This window comes from Williamsia sp. Y712 (genome assembly GCF_059445525.1).
In genome coordinates this window covers 819,297-837,754 of record NZ_JCAIUN010000003.1, presented here as the reverse complement: position 1 = coordinate 837,754, position 18,458 = coordinate 819,297, and the positions used below count along the sequence as shown (strand labels likewise).

The 18,458-nt window shown below is 64.0% G+C and carries 17 protein-coding genes; 10 read left to right on the top strand and 7 right to left on the bottom strand.

Going from position 1 to position 18,458, the window contains the following annotated elements; all coding sequences use genetic code 11:
* Positions 1-8: 8 nt before the first annotated feature.
* Positions 9-851, bottom strand: a complete 843-nt coding sequence (locus AC1D75_RS23150) for a sulfurtransferase (RefSeq protein WP_495517642.1) — start codon at positions 849-851, stop codon at positions 9-11.
* Between the two features lie 167 nt (positions 852-1,018).
* On the opposite strand from AC1D75_RS23150, the gene AC1D75_RS23145 reads away from it, so the two are divergent.
* A complete protein-coding gene (locus AC1D75_RS23145; protein WP_495517641.1) occupies positions 1,019-1,618 on the top strand; it encodes a pyridoxamine 5'-phosphate oxidase family protein in 600 nt (199 codons plus the stop codon).
* Here the strand turns inward: AC1D75_RS23145 and AC1D75_RS23140 are convergent.
* The 3 genes from AC1D75_RS23140 to AC1D75_RS23130 form a co-directional block, all read right to left on the bottom strand.
* The gene (locus AC1D75_RS23140; RefSeq protein WP_482139986.1) at positions 1,615-2,049 is read right to left on the bottom strand and encodes an SRPBCC family protein; all 435 of its coding nucleotides are present in this window, start codon (positions 2,047-2,049) and stop codon (positions 1,615-1,617) included. The two genes, AC1D75_RS23145 and AC1D75_RS23140, sit on opposite strands and share 4 nt — an antisense overlap.
* Before the next feature lie 148 nt (positions 2,050-2,197).
* Complete coding sequence (locus AC1D75_RS23135) at positions 2,198-3,679, bottom strand: carboxyl transferase domain-containing protein (protein ID WP_495517702.1); 1,482 nt, start codon at positions 3,677-3,679, stop codon at positions 2,198-2,200.
* 56 nt (positions 3,680-3,735) lie between these two features.
* Positions 3,736-4,548, bottom strand: coding sequence for a mycofactocin-coupled SDR family oxidoreductase (locus tag AC1D75_RS23130; protein ID WP_495517640.1), 813 nt, complete (start codon positions 4,546-4,548; stop codon positions 3,736-3,738).
* Between the two features lie 106 nt (positions 4,549-4,654).
* Between AC1D75_RS23130 and AC1D75_RS23125 the strand changes: the two genes are divergently transcribed.
* The 9 genes from AC1D75_RS23125 (at position 4,655) to AC1D75_RS23085 (ending at position 16,065) form a co-directional block, all read left to right on the top strand.
* Positions 4,655-5,032 carry a VOC family protein gene (locus AC1D75_RS23125; protein ID WP_495517639.1) on the top strand — a complete coding sequence of 126 codons (378 nt, stop codon included), beginning with the start codon at positions 4,655-4,657 and terminating at the stop codon, positions 5,030-5,032.
* A 181-nt stretch (positions 5,033-5,213) separates the two neighbouring features.
* On the top strand, positions 5,214-6,587 hold the full coding sequence (locus AC1D75_RS23120) for a styrene monooxygenase/indole monooxygenase family protein (protein ID WP_495517638.1): 1,374 nt from the start codon (positions 5,214-5,216) through the stop codon (positions 6,585-6,587).
* Between the two features lie 100 nt (positions 6,588-6,687).
* Positions 6,688-7,338: a class II aldolase/adducin family protein gene (locus AC1D75_RS23115; RefSeq protein ID WP_495517637.1), complete on the top strand. Its 651-nt coding sequence runs from the start codon at positions 6,688-6,690 to the stop codon at positions 7,336-7,338.
* 3 nt (positions 7,339-7,341) lie between these two features.
* Positions 7,342-8,256, top strand: coding sequence for a carbohydrate kinase family protein (locus tag AC1D75_RS23110; RefSeq protein ID WP_495517636.1), 915 nt, complete (start codon positions 7,342-7,344; stop codon positions 8,254-8,256).
* 836 nt (positions 8,257-9,092) lie between these two features.
* Complete coding sequence (locus AC1D75_RS23105) at positions 9,093-10,286, top strand: amidohydrolase family protein (RefSeq protein ID WP_495517635.1); 1,194 nt, start codon at positions 9,093-9,095, stop codon at positions 10,284-10,286.
* A 65-nt stretch (positions 10,287-10,351) separates the two neighbouring features.
* Positions 10,352-11,521 (top strand): M24 family metallopeptidase, encoded by a 1,170-nt coding sequence (locus AC1D75_RS23100; RefSeq protein ID WP_495517701.1) that lies wholly within the window; start codon positions 10,352-10,354, stop codon positions 11,519-11,521.
* On the top strand, positions 11,511-12,632 hold the full coding sequence (locus tag AC1D75_RS23095; RefSeq protein WP_495517634.1) for a M24 family metallopeptidase: 1,122 nt from the start codon (positions 11,511-11,513) through the stop codon (positions 12,630-12,632). The genes AC1D75_RS23100 and AC1D75_RS23095 overlap by 11 nt, the downstream gene beginning before the upstream one ends.
* Positions 12,633-12,670: 38 nt before the next feature.
* On the top strand, positions 12,671-13,636 hold the full coding sequence (locus AC1D75_RS23090) for an enoyl-CoA hydratase/isomerase family protein (RefSeq protein WP_495517633.1): 966 nt from the start codon (positions 12,671-12,673) through the stop codon (positions 13,634-13,636).
* Positions 13,637-13,641: 5 nt separating this feature from the next.
* Positions 13,642-16,065: a CaiB/BaiF CoA-transferase family protein gene (locus AC1D75_RS23085; RefSeq protein ID WP_495517632.1), complete on the top strand. Its 2,424-nt coding sequence runs from the start codon at positions 13,642-13,644 to the stop codon at positions 16,063-16,065.
* A 43-nt stretch (positions 16,066-16,108) separates the two neighbouring features.
* Here the strand turns inward: AC1D75_RS23085 and AC1D75_RS23080 are convergent, their stop codons facing one another.
* Genes AC1D75_RS23080 through AC1D75_RS23070 form a run of 3 tightly spaced genes read right to left on the bottom strand, consistent with a single transcriptional unit; the run spans position 16,109 to position 18,455 of the window.
* Positions 16,109-17,350: a cytochrome P450 gene (locus AC1D75_RS23080; protein ID WP_495517631.1), complete on the bottom strand. Its 1,242-nt coding sequence runs from the start codon at positions 17,348-17,350 to the stop codon at positions 16,109-16,111.
* Positions 17,351-17,409: 59 nt separating this feature from the next.
* Positions 17,410-17,604: a ferredoxin gene (locus AC1D75_RS23075; RefSeq protein WP_495517630.1), complete on the bottom strand. Its 195-nt coding sequence runs from the start codon at positions 17,602-17,604 to the stop codon at positions 17,410-17,412.
* Entirely contained in the window at positions 17,601-18,455 is an 855-nt protein-coding gene (locus AC1D75_RS23070; protein ID WP_495517700.1) for an SDR family NAD(P)-dependent oxidoreductase, read from the bottom strand. The genes AC1D75_RS23075 and AC1D75_RS23070 overlap by 4 nt, the downstream gene beginning before the upstream one ends.
* Between the last annotated feature and the right edge of the window lie 3 nt (positions 18,456-18,458).

Sequence of the window (18,458 nt, the reverse complement as noted above, 5' to 3'; positions counted from 1 at the left end):
CCCCCGGGTTACGCCGGGCCGGTGGCCACCGGGTTGGCCGAATCCGAGCTCCACTGCGACCACGAACCGGGGAACAACGCCGCATCGACACCCACCAATTGCAGTGCCACGAGGTCGACGGCTGCGGTGACACCCGACCCGCAGTACACGCCGACCGGCGCCGATCCGTCGGCCCCGACGCCGGAGAAGAACTCCCGCAGCTGCTGCGGCGGCCGGAAGAAACCCTCTTCGTCCAGGGTGGCGGTGCTCGGTGCATTCACGGCACCCGGCACGTGCCCGGCCACCGCATCGACCGGCTCGACCTCGCCCCGGAACCGTTCGGGTGCACGGGCGTCCACCAGCACACCGGCAAATTCGCCGACCTGCTCAGCGGTCAACGTCGGCAAGACGCCGGCGTAGAGGTCCGGCTGCGACACCACAACGTCACCACCGACGACGGCGGTCTCTCCGGCGGCAACGGGCTCACCGGCCTTCACCCACGCACTCAAGCCGCCATCGAGAATCCGGACATCGGAGATGCCCGCCGCACGAAGCACCCACCAGGCGCGGGCAGAACCGGCGCGGTTCCAGTCGTCGTAGACCACCACGGTGTCGCCGTTGTTGACACCCCAGCGACGCAGCGCCGTCTGCAACGCCTGGCCCGACGGCAACGGGTGACGGCCCCGCCCCTCGATCGAGTGGTCGCTCAGTTCGGTCTCCAGGTCGACGTAGACCGCGGTCGGAATATGCGCTGCCGCAGAGGCTTCGCGTCCGTCCGGTGCGGGCAGCGACCACCGCACGTCGAGAATCCGCAGGTTGTCCCGCTCGGATGCCAGTTGATCGGCCAACTCCGAAACACTGATGAGAGTCATATCCCTACCTTCTACCACTCGCGCTCAGTTCGGTGGCCAGCGAGTGACGTCGCCGGCAGTCCGTGCACCAGGCAGAAGCTTCGCCGCCTTCCACTGATTCCGCTTGACCATCCCTACGCTTCGGTGGGACTTTGAGCGCAGAGAACAGCAGCAGCCAAGGGGAGATCGTGGATCAACTGAATCGCAAGAAAGAACGCCGCGGCGACCGCGCACTGCTCAACGAGATTCTCGATGAGGCACACGTCGCGACCGTGTCGACCGTTGTCGACGGGTTGCCGTGGTCGGTGCCGATGCTGATCGCCCGACACGGCGACACAATCCTGATGCACGGCTCGACCGGAGCCGGGGCGTTGCGCCATATTGCCGCCGGAGCACCGGTTGCGGTCTCGGCGTTTGTCGTCGACGGGCTGGTTGTTGCCGACACCCTCTTCGACCATTCGATGAACTACCGATCAGCGGTTGTGCGCGGCACCATCGAGAACTCCACTGTCGATCCACGCGAGGCACTGAACGTTCTCGGCGACAGCATCCTGCCGGGCCGCAGCGCTGAAGTGCGTCCACACACCGGCAAGGAGATCGCCGCAACGATCGTCCTGGCACTGCCGATCGTCGATGGCCAATGGATCACCAAAGCGCGCGCCGGTGGTCCCGGCACCGTCGACTCTGATGCCTGGACCGGACACATACCCATGCGAACCGTCTATGACAGACCCATCACCGACACCGAAGGTCAGATCCCCGAGTCGGTGCGACGCCTGATCACCTAGAGCGCGCCGAGCGACTTTGTCATCTGCTTCTGCGTCTCATCCGCGAGACGCTTGAAGACCATCCCGAAAACCGGATCCGACAGCTTCGCGACACCGTTGAAGACGACATGCGCGTGGTAAGCAACCGACGTCTTCGCCGGCCCCTGCGGATAGATCGAAATATCATCGATGCTGGTTGCGGTCTTGTTGACGCCCTCAAGGGTGACCCGATCAGGGTCGTCGCGGGTCAGCTTGTATTTCAGGTGGGTCCTGATCCCGGCGATCTTCGAGGTGTTGTCCCACTCGGTACCCAGGACGACCGGCCCGGATCCGACTTGCGTGCATTTCTGCGTTCCCGGGTCCCACTGCTCCGCATTGGCAAAGTCGCGTAGGTATGCGCGGACCTTGTCGACCGGCGCTTCGACCGTGAACGTGCGTTGAACATTAACCATCCTTCGACGGTAGCCGAATTTCCGCCGCGCCGCCCCTGACCTGCGAAAACAACTTGGTCAGAGTTCACAATCATCATCGAACGAGTGAACGAGATCGAGTCGGCGAAACCAGCCGTTGCCGAACCCGGGGTGCGACGAAGAAGTCGCCTCAGCCGACCGCGTCGCCGATCCGGCGTCGGCGATCGTCGCGGCGTTGGCGTCGTTCATCGATGGCGAGCGCCTTCAGTTCGGCAAGCTCGTAGGCGAGGCGGGCTCCCAGGTCAGGGAGAAAGTCCGCGGCATCGAGAGGCGATTCACTGAGCACCACGTCAACGATGCCCGATGCATGCAGGTCGGTGGCCCGAATACCCTGCTGCGCAGCCAGATCCGCTGCGTGGTCGGTGTCGCGATAGACGATCAGGCTGGCACCTTCGGGCGGTAGCGGTGAGAGCCAGGAGTTCTCCATCGCAATCACCCGGTCGGCTGGAAACAATGCCAGCGCCGCACCGCCGGCACCCTGTCCCAACAGCACAGAGATCGTCGGCACGGTCAGCGCGCTCAACTCCGCTATGCAGTGCGCGATCTCGCCGGCCAAACCTCCCTCTTCGGCATCGGAGGACAAGTCTGCGCCCGGCGTATCGATCACCGTCACCAACGGAAGACCGAGCCCCTGCGCCAGCCTCATCCCTCGTCGTGCGAGTCGCAGATCTGCCGGACCGATCAGTGCGCCGGGTACCTGCCGGTTGCGGTCCTGGCCCACCACCACCGCCGCCTCACCACCGAAACTCGCCAACGCCAATATGATTCCGCTGCGAGCGTCGACCTCACCGCCGCCCGCCAACTCGATCGACTCGCCGGTCGAACGCTTCAGCAGGTCACCAACCCCGGGCCGGTCGGTGGCGCGCGATGCCGTGACCACGTCCCATGGATCCTGCGCCATCACCGGAGCCGCATCTTTCAATGCCGGCTGCGTATCGCCCTCGGATTCCGAAGGTTCGAGCAGGCCGACGATGCGGGACACCGTCGCACCCAGCTCATCCACGGCAACAACAAGATCGATCAGCCCGTGCGACCGCAGGTTCTCCGACACCTGCACCCCGGCTGGGAATTCGTGCCCATAGAGCCCTTCGTAGACGCGAGGGCCCAGGAATCCGACCAACGCGCCGGGCTCGGCCAGCGTCACATGCCCCAACGAACCCCAAGAAGCGAACACCCCACCGGTTGTCGGGTGCCGCAAATAGACCAAGTACGGCAGACGCGCCGCCTTGTGGTCGACCACGGCAGCGGTGATGTTGACCATCTGTAGAAACGCCGGTGTCCCCTCCTGCATCCGCGTACCACCGGAAGCCGGAAGCGCCAGCACAGCAAGTTGTTCGGACGTAGCGCGCCGGATTGCCGCGACCACCCGTCGTCCGGCTTCGCGGCCGATCGACCCACCCAGGAACCCGAACTCGCTCACCACCACGGCAATGCGCTCACCGGACAGCGTGGCCTCTCCGCAGAGAACCGACTCGTCCAGTCCGGTCTTCTCGCGGGCGCGTGTGATGTCGGCCGCGTACGCCGGATCGTCGGGCAGCGTCGTCAACTCGACGTCCCAGGGTCGCCAGCTGCCCTCATCCACCAGCTTCGCCAGCAGTTCGGCAGCCGTCATCCGCTCCGGAGTACCTGTTGTCTCGCCCACGACATCAACCGTAGGCGGGTTTGCGGTCAGAAGTACTGAGCACCGCCATCTACGGATACGTGTTCTGCGGTCATGAACGACGATTCGTCCGAGGCCAGGAATGCCACGGCGTTGGAGATCTCCTCGGGTTCGGCCACGTACTGGTTGAGGAAGGGAGTACCCATCACCGCCAATCGAGGGTTGGCGGCGGCGGTCTCCTCGATCCGCGCGACCATGTCCCCCGACCCCATCGGGCTCGCCACAGCACCGGGATGCACGCTGTTGACCCGGATGTTGTGTGCGCCGAGTTCCGCTGCAAACGCGCGGGTCATGCCGGTCACCGCGTGCTTACTCGTGGTGTAGTGCACCATGAACGGCTGCACTTTCTTGCCGGCATATGAACTGATCAGAATGACCGATCCGCCACCACGCTCGACCAGTGCAGGCGCGGTGGCCATCACCGTGTTCCATACCCCCGTGACGTTGATGTCCATGTGATCGCGGAACATCTCCGGCGTCGACTCATCCCACGTCGCGGGAATGCAGATACCCGCATTGGCGACCACCACATCGATACCGCCGAACTGATCAACCGCGTCGACTGCCAGTGCCTTCAATGCGTCGAGGTCCCGGACATCGCCCTGACGCAGCAGCGCCTTGCGACCCTGCGCCTCCACCAAGGCCACGGTCTCGGCGAGATCGTCAAGCGTCGCGGAGTCATAGGGCACACCCGGCAAAGGGCCCGCAAGGTCGATCCCGACGATGTCGGCGCCCTCACTCGCCAGACGGACCGCATGCGCCCGTCCCTGTCCACGGGCTACCCCGGTGATGAATGCAACCTTGTTCTCCAGTCGTGACACCTGCACACCTCTTCTGTCGTAGACAACTCGCCCTGCCGACTGTATGCCTCCGCAAGAACATTGCAGTTCAAGATCTTTCACCGTTGCTGTGATCTACCATCAGGCAATGATCGACCATCTGGCATTGCAGTCACTTGATCCGGCTGCCAGCGCAGCGTTCTACGTCAGCGTCTTCGCGCCGCTCGAGGTTCACGAGGTGATGCGATTCGAACGCCCGGACGGTCTTGTGGTCGGCCTTGGGACGGGCGACTTCCCGGAACTCTGGTTCGGGCCGCTCGTCGACCCCGGGACCCGCCCGGTCCACCTGGCACTGACCGCATCCGGCCGTGAGGCGGTCGACGAAATCCACAGACTCGCGGTGGCAGCAGGCGCCGAGATCCTGCACGAGCCGCGAGTATGGCCCGAATATCACCCGACGTACTACGGCGTTTTTCTCCGCGACCCCGACGGCAACAACGTCGAGGCCGTGAACCACGGGTTCTAGTGCCACGACACCAGAGCGGGACGAGACCGGAGGGACGCATCACCATCCGTTGAGGTGGATCCCCCACGTCGGTAGTTAATCTCCCCCTGATCAGAAGGGTTCCGTCGACCTCGTATCCAGCGGATGCTCACCGTATCGCCAACCCGCACATACGTTTCGTACGAGCATCGGAGAGCACCCTATGAGCAGCACCAACCGATCCGTCGCCATCATCGGAGCCGGTCAGACCGGTATCTCTGCCGCCGTTGGCTTCCTGAACGCCGGATTCGACGTCACCGTCTACAGCGACCGAAACCAGCAGAGCCTGTTTCGCGATGTCTCCGCCACCGGTACCGCGGTCACCTTCGGTTTGTCGCAGGAGTCCGAGGCCGCACTCGGCGTCGACACCTTTGCCGGCCGTGCCCCGCAGGTCACCGGCATCAGTGCCCGCACCATCACCGGTAGCGGCCACGATTACACCGAACTCCTCGACTTCGACGCCGACTTCCCCGGTTTCGAGGCGATCGGAGTCGACACGCGGCTCAAGGTGGACGAGCGCATCACGCAGTTCCAGGAGAAGGGCGGCACGTTCATCGTCGAGGAGGTCGACCCGGACCGGCTCGACACGATTGCCGGCGACTACGACCTGACGCTGGTTGCAACCGGCAAAGGTGGACTGGCCAAGTTGTTCTCGGTGGACGAGGCGAGGTCGCCCTACAAGAGTCCGCAGCGCAGCGTGCTGCTGCTGACCGTCGAGGGCCTCGACCACGGTCCGGACGTGTTTGCGCACCGCAGCCCGGCAGGCGGCAAGCATCAGGCCTTCAACTTCGCCGATCAGGGTGAAGGCTGGTGGGGTCCGTACCTGCACAAAGACGCCGGACCGTCGTGGTCGTTCCTCGGCTGGGCACAGCCGGGCAGCGAGTGGGAGCGGCGCTTCCAGTCGGTCACCGATGCCCACTCAGCGCACAAGGTGGTCATCGACCTGCACCGCGAATACTTCGACTGGGATCTGCCCGAAGTGTTGCGCACCCGGGTCATCGAAGAGGATCCGCACTCGTGGCTACAAGGTGCGGTGACGCCAACCGTGCGTAACGCGCTGGGTCACACCGCAAGTGGACACCGCATCGCCGCATTGGGCGACACCGCGGTGGCCTACGATCCGATCACCGGCCAGGGCGCACAGAGTGGATTCATCCAGGCAGCACAGCTGGTCGTCGCGGCCAAGGACCACGAGGGCGAGTTCGATGACGCCTGGATCACCGACACCTATAACAACTTCTTGACCAGCCGAGTCGATGCCGCAAACCTGGCAACCCGAATCTTCCTGCGCGACCCGTTGTTTGCCGACTACGCCGCGGTTCTGTTCCCGGCTGCCGCCACCAACCCGAAGTTCGGTGCCGCACTCTTCGGGCTGCTGTCCGACCCGTCGCCGGTCCTTTCGATCAACTCGGTCGATGACGCGAAGGCACTGATCACCGCGGTGACCGGCGAGGACGCCGATTCCATCCTGGCGAAATTCGCACCGGCCGGGCGATTCTCACGATCTGCACTCAGCGCCCTGGCTCCGGCGATCTGACGAACCTGGGGCCGCTGGTCCCCCGGCCAGACCGAGCAAGTCATCGCCGGTGGCGGTGATCTCCCACCGATCACCGCCACCCACCGCTAGCCTCGTCACCATGGACTTCGACGATCAGCGCGCCGAGCTGGTGAGCGCCGCCCATCGACTGGCCCGCCATCGCCTCGTGATCGGCACCGGGGGCAACCTGTCGATCCGTGTCGAGGACCGGATCCTCGTGACACCCAGCGGTGCCGACCTCGAGCTCCTGACACCGGATCAGACGGTGGTCACCGACCTCGACGGCGTGGTGGTGGCTGACAGCGCCTACACACCGACGTCCGAACTGCTCCTGCATCTTGAGATCTATCGGTCGACGAGCGCGAAGGCCGTGGTCCATGCACACCCGGTGGCATCGATCGCGGTGGCCAATCTCGTCGATGAACTGCCGGCGGTGCATTACACCGCGGCGCTGGTCGGCGGCGGCGTGAAGGTGGCGCCGCACGAGATCTTCGGCACCCAGGAGCTGACGGACGCCGTGGCCAGGGCCCTCGTCGAGCGCACCGCCGCGCTGATGCGCAACCACGGATCGGTCGCGTACGGCGACTCGATCGAAACCGCTTGCGAACGAATCGAACTCGTCGAATGGCTGGCGGAGATCTACCTGCGGACCGCAGCGGTCGGAGACGGTGCCGTCTTGAACCAGGAACAGCTCTTCGCGGTGGCGGTCGCTGCCGCAACGCGTGGCTACTCGCCGATCAGCAGGAGATGACAGATGCAGATTGTGACGTTCGGAGCGCATGTCCTCGACGTGGTGGTACATCCGGTCGATGAGATCCCAGAAGGCCAGGGTGCGGTGCTGGTTCCGCACATCCGGCTGGTGCCTGCGGGTCCGGCTGGGGGCACGGCGATCACGCTCGCGAAGCTGGGCGCTGCGGTATCAACCGTCGGCGCGATCGGACACGACGACTCCGGCGATCTGCTGACCACGCTTCTGCAACGCCACGGTGTGGTCACCGAACATCTTGTGCGCGTGGAGGATCAGCCGACGTCGATGAGTGTGCTGCCCATCCGCAGTAACGGTGACCGGCCGGCACTGCACATGCCCGGTGCCAATCTCACCTATCCACTGGACCAGGTCCCACTCGATCTGCTGACCAGCGCCGACCACGTGCACATCGGCGCACCCGAACTGCTCAATCCGACCGAACTGGTGAAGGTTCTGGAAGCGATACATGCTGCGGGGGTGACGATTTCCGCCGACATCCTCGCACCGGGCGACCCCGGCGTCTTGGCCTGGATCGACCCGGTGCTGCCACACCTGGATTATCTACTACCCAACGACGAGCAGGTTCTCGGATTCACCGGGGCCACCGATCTGATCGCCGGATGCCGCGTCCTCATCGACAGGGGTGTCGGATGCGTGGCGGTCACGGCAGGCGCCGAAGGGGCGTGGGTCGTCACGGCGGCTGCCGCCGAACACGCCGCCGCCACCGAAGTAGAGGTCGTTGACACCAGTGGCTGCGGCGACGCATTCTCGGCCGGTTTCATCGCCGGCCGGATGGCGGACTTCAATCTCCTGCGATCGGCACAGCTGGGCTGCGCGGTGGCCGGAATTGTGGCCACCGGCCTCGGTAGCGATCACGGCGACTTCGACTGGACATCGCTGACGGCCACACTGCCCAGCTGAACCGGACCAACCCCGGAAGACCACCCGGTTCCGTTGTGCTCAATGCAGAAGAAAGCAAATCAATTGCACGCGGAAATAGAAAACGACCAATAGCGCCGATGTGCCCGCACATCAGTTTGCATTCGATTCAATTCGCGAATTGTCGCCATTTTATTTGATTGATGTCGCGGCCGGCTCCCACCCTCGATCGTCACGACTCGGAGCACGGAAGACCCGACCCGGGGCCCACACGCCTTTCCCGCGGTACAGCCGCCATTGTCGCCGACGTCCACACCGCTCGACTCCAGCGCGGCCGCGCGGCGACCCCAGCGACTGGCAGAGCACTTTATCGCCCCTACCAGCACCAACAGCCGAAACACAGAACGCCACCGGACTCCCCTTCCCAAGCTTGTCGGGCTGGTATCTCGACGTGCAGCCATCACGACACCCAACTCACTCGACCGCCAACTTACACGCATAAGTAAACCCTGTGTGGCCTTTCGTCAGATGCACCGGAGCACGCCCCGCAACCCGGCCCGAACGCCCGTCACAATGGCGGGAAATACGCTCTGGCTAACACCTGGAGTGCGTGATAATGTGACTTCCGCTGCAGCAGATTGTTGTTTTCCATGAGCCCGAAGAACGGAATGCAACTTCTTTTGTTGCCCGTGCGCTCCTTGCTCGGTGCGGACCGTTTCGAATTCCGTCGCAACAGCCGGCGATGGAATCGTCACGCACCTGGAGTCGATCACGAGGTTGTCCACTTCCCCCCGCGCGCCAGAGTGAGCTCGGGCGTATCCGGCGTCTTCATCGGCGTCACGTGAACTCAGCCAACCAGTCGAACAAATGGAGAAGTAATGTCGCTTCATACCACCAGCGCATCGTTGTATCCGCCGGAAGGATTGGCTCCTCCGAAGGATCGTCGCGGCCACGCCGTCGGCGACCTCGGACTCCCCACCGGGACCCAGGTGTTCTCGGCGGACAATCACATCTCACTCGCCGACGACATCTTCTTCGAACGCTTCCCCGCCGAACTTCAGGAGAAGGCTCCGCGAGTGTGGTACGAGGAGGGGGCTTTTCAACTGGGACGCAAGGGAAAATCTTTCCTACCCGGAGATTTCAGCCACGTACTGATGCAGTACGACCCCCTGGTCGGATCCGGCAGCGCGAACCTCGAGGCGAGGTTGGACGAGCTTGCCGCTGACGGTGTCTCCAAGGAACTCGCCTTCCCCAACGCGCTTCTGGCACTGCTGTATTACCCGGACCGCGACATCCGCGAACGCGCGTTCCGGATCTACAACGAGTACATCGCCGACCTCCAGGAGCGATCGGGCGGACGATTCTTCGGAGTCGGACTGATCAACTGGTGGGATGCCGCCGGTACCCGTCGCACCCTTGACGAGCTGAAGTCGTTGGGCCTCAAGACTTTCCTCATGCCGCTCTCGGCGGGCAAGGACCTGGAGGGCACACCCATCGACTACGGCAGCACGTCGATGATCCCGGTGTGGGATGCCATCGAGGAGTCCGGGGTTCCGCTGGCCCACCACATCGGCGAGGCACCGTTGTCGAGCCCGTGCGAGGTCAACAGTGTTGCCGTCGGCATGATGCACAACGTCGCCCCGTTCCGCGAGATGTTTGCCAAGTACATTTTCAGCGGCATCATCGATCGCCATCCGGGCCTCAAGATCGGTTGGTTCGAAGGTGGCATCAACTGGGTTCCGTCAGCCATCCAGGATGCCGAACACATGCTCGCATCGTTCCGTCACATGTTGAATCGCCCTGTCGAACACGATGTTCGACACTACTGGGACAACCACATGAGCGCCTCGTTCATCGTCGACCCGCTGGGGTTGGAGCTGATCGACCAGATCGGGATCGATCACGTCATGTGGTCGTCCGATTACCCGCACAACGAGAGCAGCTTCGGCTACTCAGAGAAGTCGATCGCCGCGGTGGTCGAAGCACTGGGCCCCGAGGACGCGGTCAAGGCCGTCAGCACCAACATCACAACGTTCCTGGGCCTCACGCAAGAAAGCGACGCAACCTCTTGACCTCATCTGTCTTGACCAGCAACAAAACCATATTGCGCGTCCCAGACAAACCCGACCTCGGCCGGATGCGACATGAGGTCGGTGTCCGCATCCGCGCGGAGATGGTGCAGCGCGGGATCGGTGCGTTGATCCTCCTCGGCAACAACGCGGTCGCCTACGCCACCGGCGTGAGCTGGCCGCTGGGTGATGCCGGACTGTCCCACGTCGAGCGACCGGTAGCGGTCATCCTGCCCGACGACGAATGGCCCTACCTCTTCTTGCCGATACGCGATGGCGCACCGGAAGATTCGGTCTTGCCCGACGATCATGTGCTGCCACCGGTCTATCTGGAGTTCGATGAGGGCGTCGAAACCTTTGCCCGGGCACTGGCCGACCTGGTGCCTGCCGACGCCATCTACGCCGTCGACGAGAGCACCGGGGCGATGCTGCGAGCAGCCAAGCGCTTGTTCCCCTCGGGGCCGCCGCGCGACGCCGCACTGATCATCGGTGCCGCCAAGCTCATCAAGACCCCTGATGAGCTGTCCTGCATCCGAAACGCCTGCCGCATAACAGAAGAAGCGATGGTCGAGGTCCAGGCAGCCCTGGCTCCGGGGATGCGGCAGATAGACCTGTCCGCCGGCTTTGTCCGGCGGGCATTCGAGCGCGGTGCAACGGCCAACATGCTCGATGCCATCTGGCAGGTGATGCCGTCGAGCAAAGACACCGGTGTCTGGACCACCCACGGCGATCTGGCGCTTCCACTGCTGACCACCGAACGCGAACTCGGTGCCGGCGACGTCCTCTGGGTCGACGTCAGCATCACCTACTCGGGGTACTGCTCCGACTTCGGTCGCACCTGGATTGTCGGACAAGACCCGTCACCACGTCAGCAGGCACAGTTCCGGCATTGGAAGGACCTCATCACCGCGGTGTTCGAGACCCTGCGGCCAGGTGTCACGCTCGAGGATCTGGCCACCGCGGCCATCGCAGTGAACGGCGGGTCCAAACCCTGGCTTCCACACTTCTACCTCGGCCACGGCATCGGTACCTCAGCGGCCGAAATGCCCATGATCGGAACCGATCTGGGTCCCACCTACGACAAGAACTTCGTCCTGCAACCCGGGATGGTGCTGGTACTGGAACCGGTTGTCTGGGAAGACGGCACCGGCGGCTACCGCAGTGAGGAGATCGTGGTCATCACCGAAGAGGGCTTCGCGCCGCTCACCGACTACCCGTACACGCCTTATGGCGACTGAGATCCTGGCCGATGATCGCGCTCTTCGCACCGGACGGCGAGAGCGCGCACTGGCCCAGATGCAGGCCCATGACCTCGACATACTCGTTCTGGGTCGACAGGCCAACGTCCGCTACGTCACCGGCGCGACCCAACTGTGGGTGGCAGGCACACGACCATTCGCACCGAACTGTGTCCTGTCCCGGGAGACCGGTGAGATCCACCTGCTCAGCACCTGGGACGAGGGCATCCCGGATGACATCCCCCACGATCACCTGTACGGCATCGCATGGAACCCGATGAACATCATCGCGGTATTGAAGGAGATCAACGGTGCTGCAACGGCCCGCCGGGTCGGGATCGACGCTCTGTCGCCAGGGTTCGCCGAACTGCTGCCCCACGCATTCCCCAATGCCGAGTTGGTGGATGCGGAGGTGGCACTACGGACCGCACGCCGAATCAAGACCGATGACGAGATCGCGTCCATCCGTGAAGCACTGCGGGTTGCCGAGGTGGGCTTGGCCTCGGCGGTCTCCGAACTCCGGCCCGGGATCAGCGAGCAGCGGCTCACGGGCGTCCTCCTGGAGGCGATGGCCGCAGGCGGTGTCAGCACCCCAGCCACCCAGGACGGAGCGTGGGTGACCTCGCCCGGCCACCACGGCCGGCGCGCCAACGGAGCAGGTGACGTCCACAACGGCGATCTCGTCGCCTTTGCGGCCGGAGTCCTCGACAGGGGGTATACCGGCGAGGTCGGTCGAACGTGGCCGGTGGGTGAGGTCACCGACGAGATCCGGTCGCTGTATCGCCGCTCGGAAGCCCTGCGAGAACGTCTCTTTGACGCCTGTCAGGCCGGAGTACCAGCCGGCGCGCTCCTATCGGCGTATGAGGCGGCCGGTGAGCCGTTGCCACCGACTCCGGTTGCGCACGGATTGGGCCTGGGCTTCGACCCACCCGTCGTATCGCCGCATCTACCGGAGACCAACGCCTCCGAGATACTTGAGCCGGGCATGGTCTTGGCCGTCACGAGCTACCTCTGGACGCAGGGCCGCGGTGCAGCCTTCGGTCGCGATGCCGTCCTGATCACCGACCACGGGCCCGAGGTTCTCACCACAGCTCCCTGGTGGACCGGATAACCCCCAGTGAAGGCGAATACAGAGGGAGTCAGCACAGCATGACCGATTCATTGCCCAAGCCCGAGGAGATCATCCTCTTCGAGAAGGACCGAAAGACCAAGATCGCAACGATCACCTTCAATCGTCCCGACCAGCTCAACGCACCGACCGCAGCGGCACGTCTGCGCTACGGCGACCTCATCCACCGATGCAGCATCGATGATGACGTCAAGGTACTGGTGATACGCGGCGTGGGTGATGACTTCGGTTCGGGCGCAGATCTTCCCGAGTTCATGGCGAACCAGAATGCGGATTCTCCGCAGGCCCGGCTCCGCGAGTTCAAACTCGACGAAGACGACGTCACGGCACCGCCGCGAGGGTCATTTCGGTTCGGTGCGTCGGTCAGCCAGTGGTATGCCAATCCACAGGCCGGATGTCGCAGCCTGCAGGAGTTCAAGAAGATCAGCATCGTGGAGACCAAGGGCTACTGCTACGGCTGGCACTTCTATCAGGCAGCGGACGCCGACCTGCTGATCTCGGCTGACGACACCCTGTTCGGGCACCCGTCATTCCGCTATCACGGCTGGGGTCCGCGGATGTGGACGTGGGCACAGGCCATGGGACTGCGCAAGTTTCAGGAGATGGTGTTCACCGGACGGGCCTTCACCGCCGCCGAGATGGACGCCTGCGGATTCATCAACAGTGTGGTGCCCCGCGCGGACCTCGAGGCAGAGGTCGACAAGTACGCGACCTCCTGTGCGCGCACTCGCCCGACCGATACCGTCTTCATGCAGAAGACGTTCTTCGAAATCATGAAACAGCAACAGGGCGAGTACATGGGCAGCCTCATGTCGGCGTTCTTCGAGTCGATGGGCAGCAACATCGCGGCCGACGGCGACGAGGTGATGCTCGAAGACGAGGACACGTTCGGCCGCGGCCTGAACAACACCGTGAAAGGCAACGACGATCAGTACCCGCCGGAGTTCAGGTTGAGCAAGTCCGGTCGCAAGAAGAAGAAGAAGTAGTCGATATGTCCATACCCGGTGCCGGTTACCCGCTCGACGGATACGTGGTTGTCGATCTGTCGGTGGGCATCGCGGGGGCGTACTGCACCAAACTCCTGGCCGACGGCGGTGCCCAGGTCATCAAAGTCGAACCACCCGAGGGTGATCCGTTGCGCAGGTGGTCCGCCTCGGGCGCACGGATCGCACCGGACTCCGATGGTGCCCTGTTCAGTCACCTGGCCTGCTCCAAGGACGGCGTCGTCGTCGACCCGGACAATCCCGACGATCTCGAACTCCTCGAAAAACTGCTGACCGGGGCCGATGCCGTTGTGTGGTCGCGGGACTCGCGCATCACCGAGCAGCCATCGTTGACCGCCGAAGAAATCCATCGCCGGTATCCGCACCTGACCGTCACCGCGATCACGCCATTCGGCTTGGATGGACCGTGGAGCGATCGTCCGGCCACCGAATTCACCGTGCAGGCCGCCTCGGGCGGCATCGTCGGGCTCGGACGAGGATCGCCGGACCGGGCACCGGTTCACGTGGGTGGTCAGGTGGGTGAATGGCTCACCGGCGCCTACGCGAGCGCGGGGACACTCGCATCGAGAATCGGCACCACCGAGAGCGGTATCGGCGACTTGGTCGACGTCTCGATGCTGGAGACCGAGATCCTGTGTCTCACCTACTATTCCGTCAGCTTCTTCGACGTCTTGCAGCGACCCTTCCGAACCAAGCGCGCCGCCGGTGTTCCCGGCGTGGCCACCGCGGCCGACGGGCTGGTGGCACTCGGCTGCGGCACCATGCAGCAGTGGTTCGACCTCGCGGTCATGGTCGGGCATCCGGAATGGATGGATGAGGAATCGACACTCACCCTCACCGAGCGGGCTCAGCAGCACGCCCCGGACATCTACGCTTGGCTGTCCGAGCAGGATGTCGCAGGCATCCGCGAGTTCGCCAGTGCGCTGCGCATCCCCAATGCCCCGGTCGTCAATGGTGAGAACGCCACCGCGCAGGACCATTTCCGAGAACGTCGGACCTTCATGACGAACCCGCGGGACGGATTCGACCAACCCACGTCGCCTTTCCGGATGCAGCCGGCACAGCTTCGCCCGCCGGAGCCGGCGCCCCACCTCGGCGAGCACACCGATCACCACCGTGCCGAGCCGCCGCGTCGGCGTGCCACACCCACGAATCCCCTGGCCCACAAACAACTTCCCTTTGCCGGGCTGCGAGTGTTGGACATGACCGCATACTGGGCCGGACCGTCCTGCACCCACTTTCTCGCGATGCTCGGCGCCGAGGTGATCCACCTGGAGTCGACCCGACGGCCCGACGGAACCCGGCTCATCGCAGGTGTTCCCGTCACCGAAGACCAGTGGTGGGAACGCTCACCCATCTTCTCCGGTCTGAATACCAACAAGAAGAGTTTGACTCTCGACTTCCAGACCGACCGGGGGCAGCAACTGCTCCGGGAACTCGTTGCGTCCTCCGACATCATCGTCGAGAACTACACACCGCGAGTACTCGATCAGATCGGTCTCGACTTCGCCGGAGTCCACGCCCTGCGTGCAGACGCAATCATGGTGCGGATGCCGGGCTTCGGTCTCGACGGACCCTGGCGGGAGAACCCGGCATTCGCGTACGTCATCGAGGATGCGTCCGGATTGACCTGGCTGACAGGGTATCCCGACGCCAATCCACTCGAGCCGTATTCTCTGGGCGACCCGAATGCCGGAATCCATGCGCTGGGTGCGCTGCTGCTGGCCTTGGAGCACCGCAAGCGCACGGGAGAAGGTGTGCAGGTCGAGGTCGCAATGGTCGATGCGGCACTGTCCATCGCCGCCGAACAGGTCACCGAGTACTCGGCATATGGAAACATCCTGCAGCGGGATGGAAATCGAGGACCCGTGGCCGCGCCGCAAAACCTCTACCGGACCGCCGATGTCGATGAATTCGGCCGAAATGACTGCTGGATCGCGGTGGCGGTGGCCACCGACACCCAGTGGACCGCGATGCAAAAAGCGCTCGGCGGACCGGAGTGGGCGATGGATCCCCGGCTCGACGATGCCGCTGGTCGCCACCGCCATCACGACCTCATCGACTCCGAACTCGCCGCCTTCTTCCTGATGATGGGCAGCGACACCGCCGTCGAATTACTCTGCGACGCCGGAGTACCCGCGGCGAAAGTCATGCAGCCGCACCGGACAACCGAGATTCCGCAACTCGCATATCGCCGGTTCTTCGAGCAAGTGGATCATCCGGTCAACGGACCCGCGGCCCACAGCACCACACCGATCCGGTTCACCGACAGCATCGACCACTTCCATCGATCGCCTGCGCCCCTGCTGGGCCAGCACAACCATCAGATCCTGTCCGAACTCGGCCTCACGGACGACGAGATCGCCGCGTTGCAGGCCGACGGCATCATCGGCACCTCCCCCGACCGATAATTCCCCAAGCGCAGACGGGGTGGGGTGGGGGTGGGTTCGGGCGCTACCAGGTGACCGGCAGCTGATAGACGCCGAAGGCCAGGCGGTCGTGCTTGAACTCGACGTCTTCAAACGGAATCGCCAACTTCAGGTTCGGGATCCGCCGGAGCAGGGTCTGGAAGACGATCTGCAACTCCACCCGCGCGAGCTGCTGGCCCACGCACTGGTGAACGCCGAAGCCGAAGCCGACCTGCTGACGGGCGGGCCGGAGAATATCCAGCTTGTCGGGCTCGGGGAACTCCCTGGCATCCCAGTTGGCCGGGGCCAGGTCGATGATGATGCCCTCCCCCGCCTTGATCGTCTTGCCGCCGATCTCGATGTCCTCAACCGCAACTCGGCGTTGCCCGTTCTGAATGATGCTCAGATACCGCATCAATTCTTCGACCGCGTTGGCCAGCACCTTCGGATCATCGGAGTCACGCAGCAACGCAAGCTGTTCCGGGTTCTGCAGCAACGCCAGCGTACCCAGCGAAATCATGTTGGCACTGGTCTCGTGGCCGGCAATCAGCAGTCCGGTGCCGAGCTGCGCGGCCTCCCGCATGGTGATTTCTTCGGCCCGAACCCGCTCGGCCAACTCGGTCACGATGTCCTCGGCCGGCTCGTCCATCTTCTTCTTGACCAGCTTGATCAAATACCTGGCCAATCCGGTCCGCCCCTCTGCCGCCTGCTCGGCCGAGGCAAACCGGCTCACCCCCGTGGTGGCATGCGCCTGGAAGAACTCGTGATCCTCGTATGGGACACCCAGCATTTCGGTGATCACCAGCGACGGCACCGGCAGCGCCAGATCCTCGACCAGGTCGGCGGGTTGCGGGCCGGCCAAAATCGCGTCGATGTGCTCGTCGGTGATCCGCTGGATGGCCGGGCGCATCGCGTCAACGCGCTTGAAGGTGAAGGGACGGGTCAACATTCGACGGAACTTGGTGTGCTCCTCACCATCGGAGGTGAACACCGACCGCGGCCGCAGATCAACCGTCGACAGCATCCCCTCATTCCAGTGTGGGAAGCCCGGGCGCCTGTCGTCGACGCTGACCCGCGGATCACCCATCAGCGCTTTCAGCTCGGGGTACCCCGTGACCAGCCATGGTGTGCTGCCGTCCCAGATCCGGACGCGGCTCAGCGGATCGGTGTCCGTCAGTGCCCGGACCTCCGCGGGAGGCGCAAACGGACACTGCGCCGACCGCTCCATCGGGTAGTCCGGAACGTCCCCGGTTCCTTCGATTGTGGTGCTCGGCAGCGAGTCAGACATGGTCACTCCTTAGGGGTTATCGGAAGATCGAGGGCGGTACGCGGGCGCAATGGGTGCGCTCATTCCTCCACGTGGATGGCCATTGCGGGACATACCGCCGCCGCTTCCCTGACGTGCCCATGCAGTTCGGCGGGTGGATGATCGTCGAGCAGCTCGACGATCCCGTCGTCATCACGTTGATCGAAAACATCTGCTGCCTCGAAGACGCACTGTCCGGCAGCGATGCACTTGGATTGTTCGACCGTCACTTTCATACGGGCCTTCTTTCTCCGTTGCTGTGGGCAGCGGCAGACGACTTGTCCGAGAAGTTCCGCTTCTTCAGCGGTTTACCGGCGACCGTGCCACCGTCGACCGGTAGGACCGTTCCCGTCACATATGAGGAGCGATCGCTACCGAAGTACAGGGCGACTTCTGCCACGTCCCCGGGCTCGCCATCCCGCTTGAGTGGCCGGTCGGCCTTCATGGCCTCGCGCACACCCCTGGTGAACCGCTCCCCCGCCTCCGGCGGCATCTTTGCCGCGGATGTGGCGAGCAGCGAGGTGGGAATGTTGCCCGGTGCAATGCAATTGACGCGAATGTCGTACTCGGCCAGTTCGATGGCCGCCGATTTCGTGAAGTGGATGGCAGCGGCTTTGGACGCCCGATAGGTCATCACACCGCCGCCTGCCAACACGCCGCCCACCGACGACACGTTGATGATCGAGCCACCGCCTGCAGTTGCCATGTAGCGGGCCGCGTTTCGGGTACCGAGCATCACCCCGAGGAGGTTGACACCCATCACGTGATGAAAGTCGGCCAGGTCATCCTGCAGGAAGTTCTTGTGCATGACTCCGGGGACCCCGGCGTTGTTGACCATGATGTCCAGGGCGCCAAACATATCCACCGCAACCGAGACGAGCCGTTCTACTTGCAGCGGGTCGGAGACATCGGTCGATTGGAATATCGCTTCGGGTCCATATGCGGCGGCGAGGGATTCGCCACCGACCCGGTCGGTATCCGCGATAACCACCTGGGCCCCTTCGGCCAGGAACCTCTCGACCGTCGCGGCGCCGATGCCCGCGGCTCCGCCCGTCACCACTGCGACCTTGCCTGCCAGTTCGCCCATCGC

Coding starts and splice junctions, on each gene's coding strand:
- AC1D75_RS23150 (WP_495517642.1), bottom strand. CDS start 851: ATGACTCTCATCAGTGTTTCGGAGTTGGCCGATCAACTGGCATCCGAG.
- AC1D75_RS23140 (WP_482139986.1), bottom strand. CDS start 2,049: ATGGTTAATGTTCAACGCACGTTCACGGTCGAAGCGCCGGTCGACAAG.
- AC1D75_RS23135 (WP_495517702.1), bottom strand. CDS start 3,679: ATGACGGCTGCCGAACTGCTGGCGAAGCTGGTGGATGAGGGCAGCTGG.
- AC1D75_RS23125 (WP_495517639.1), top strand. CDS start 4,655: ATGATCGACCATCTGGCATTGCAGTCACTTGATCCGGCTGCCAGCGCA.
- AC1D75_RS23120 (WP_495517638.1), top strand. CDS start 5,214: ATGAGCAGCACCAACCGATCCGTCGCCATCATCGGAGCCGGTCAGACC.
- AC1D75_RS23115 (WP_495517637.1), top strand. CDS start 6,688: ATGGACTTCGACGATCAGCGCGCCGAGCTGGTGAGCGCCGCCCATCGA.
- AC1D75_RS23110 (WP_495517636.1), top strand. CDS start 7,342: ATGCAGATTGTGACGTTCGGAGCGCATGTCCTCGACGTGGTGGTACAT.
- AC1D75_RS23105 (WP_495517635.1), top strand. CDS start 9,093: ATGTCGCTTCATACCACCAGCGCATCGTTGTATCCGCCGGAAGGATTG.
- AC1D75_RS23100 (WP_495517701.1), top strand. CDS start 10,352: ATGCGACATGAGGTCGGTGTCCGCATCCGCGCGGAGATGGTGCAGCGC.
- AC1D75_RS23095 (WP_495517634.1), top strand. CDS start 11,511: ATGGCGACTGAGATCCTGGCCGATGATCGCGCTCTTCGCACCGGACGG.
- AC1D75_RS23090 (WP_495517633.1), top strand. CDS start 12,671: ATGACCGATTCATTGCCCAAGCCCGAGGAGATCATCCTCTTCGAGAAG.
- AC1D75_RS23085 (WP_495517632.1), top strand. CDS start 13,642: ATGTCCATACCCGGTGCCGGTTACCCGCTCGACGGATACGTGGTTGTC.
- AC1D75_RS23080 (WP_495517631.1), bottom strand. CDS start 17,350: ATGTCTGACTCGCTGCCGAGCACCACAATCGAAGGAACCGGGGACGTT.
- AC1D75_RS23075 (WP_495517630.1), bottom strand. CDS start 17,604: ATGAAAGTGACGGTCGAACAATCCAAGTGCATCGCTGCCGGACAGTGC.
- AC1D75_RS23070 (WP_495517700.1), bottom strand. CDS start 18,455: ATGGGCGAACTGGCAGGCAAGGTCGCAGTGGTGACGGGCGGAGCCGCG.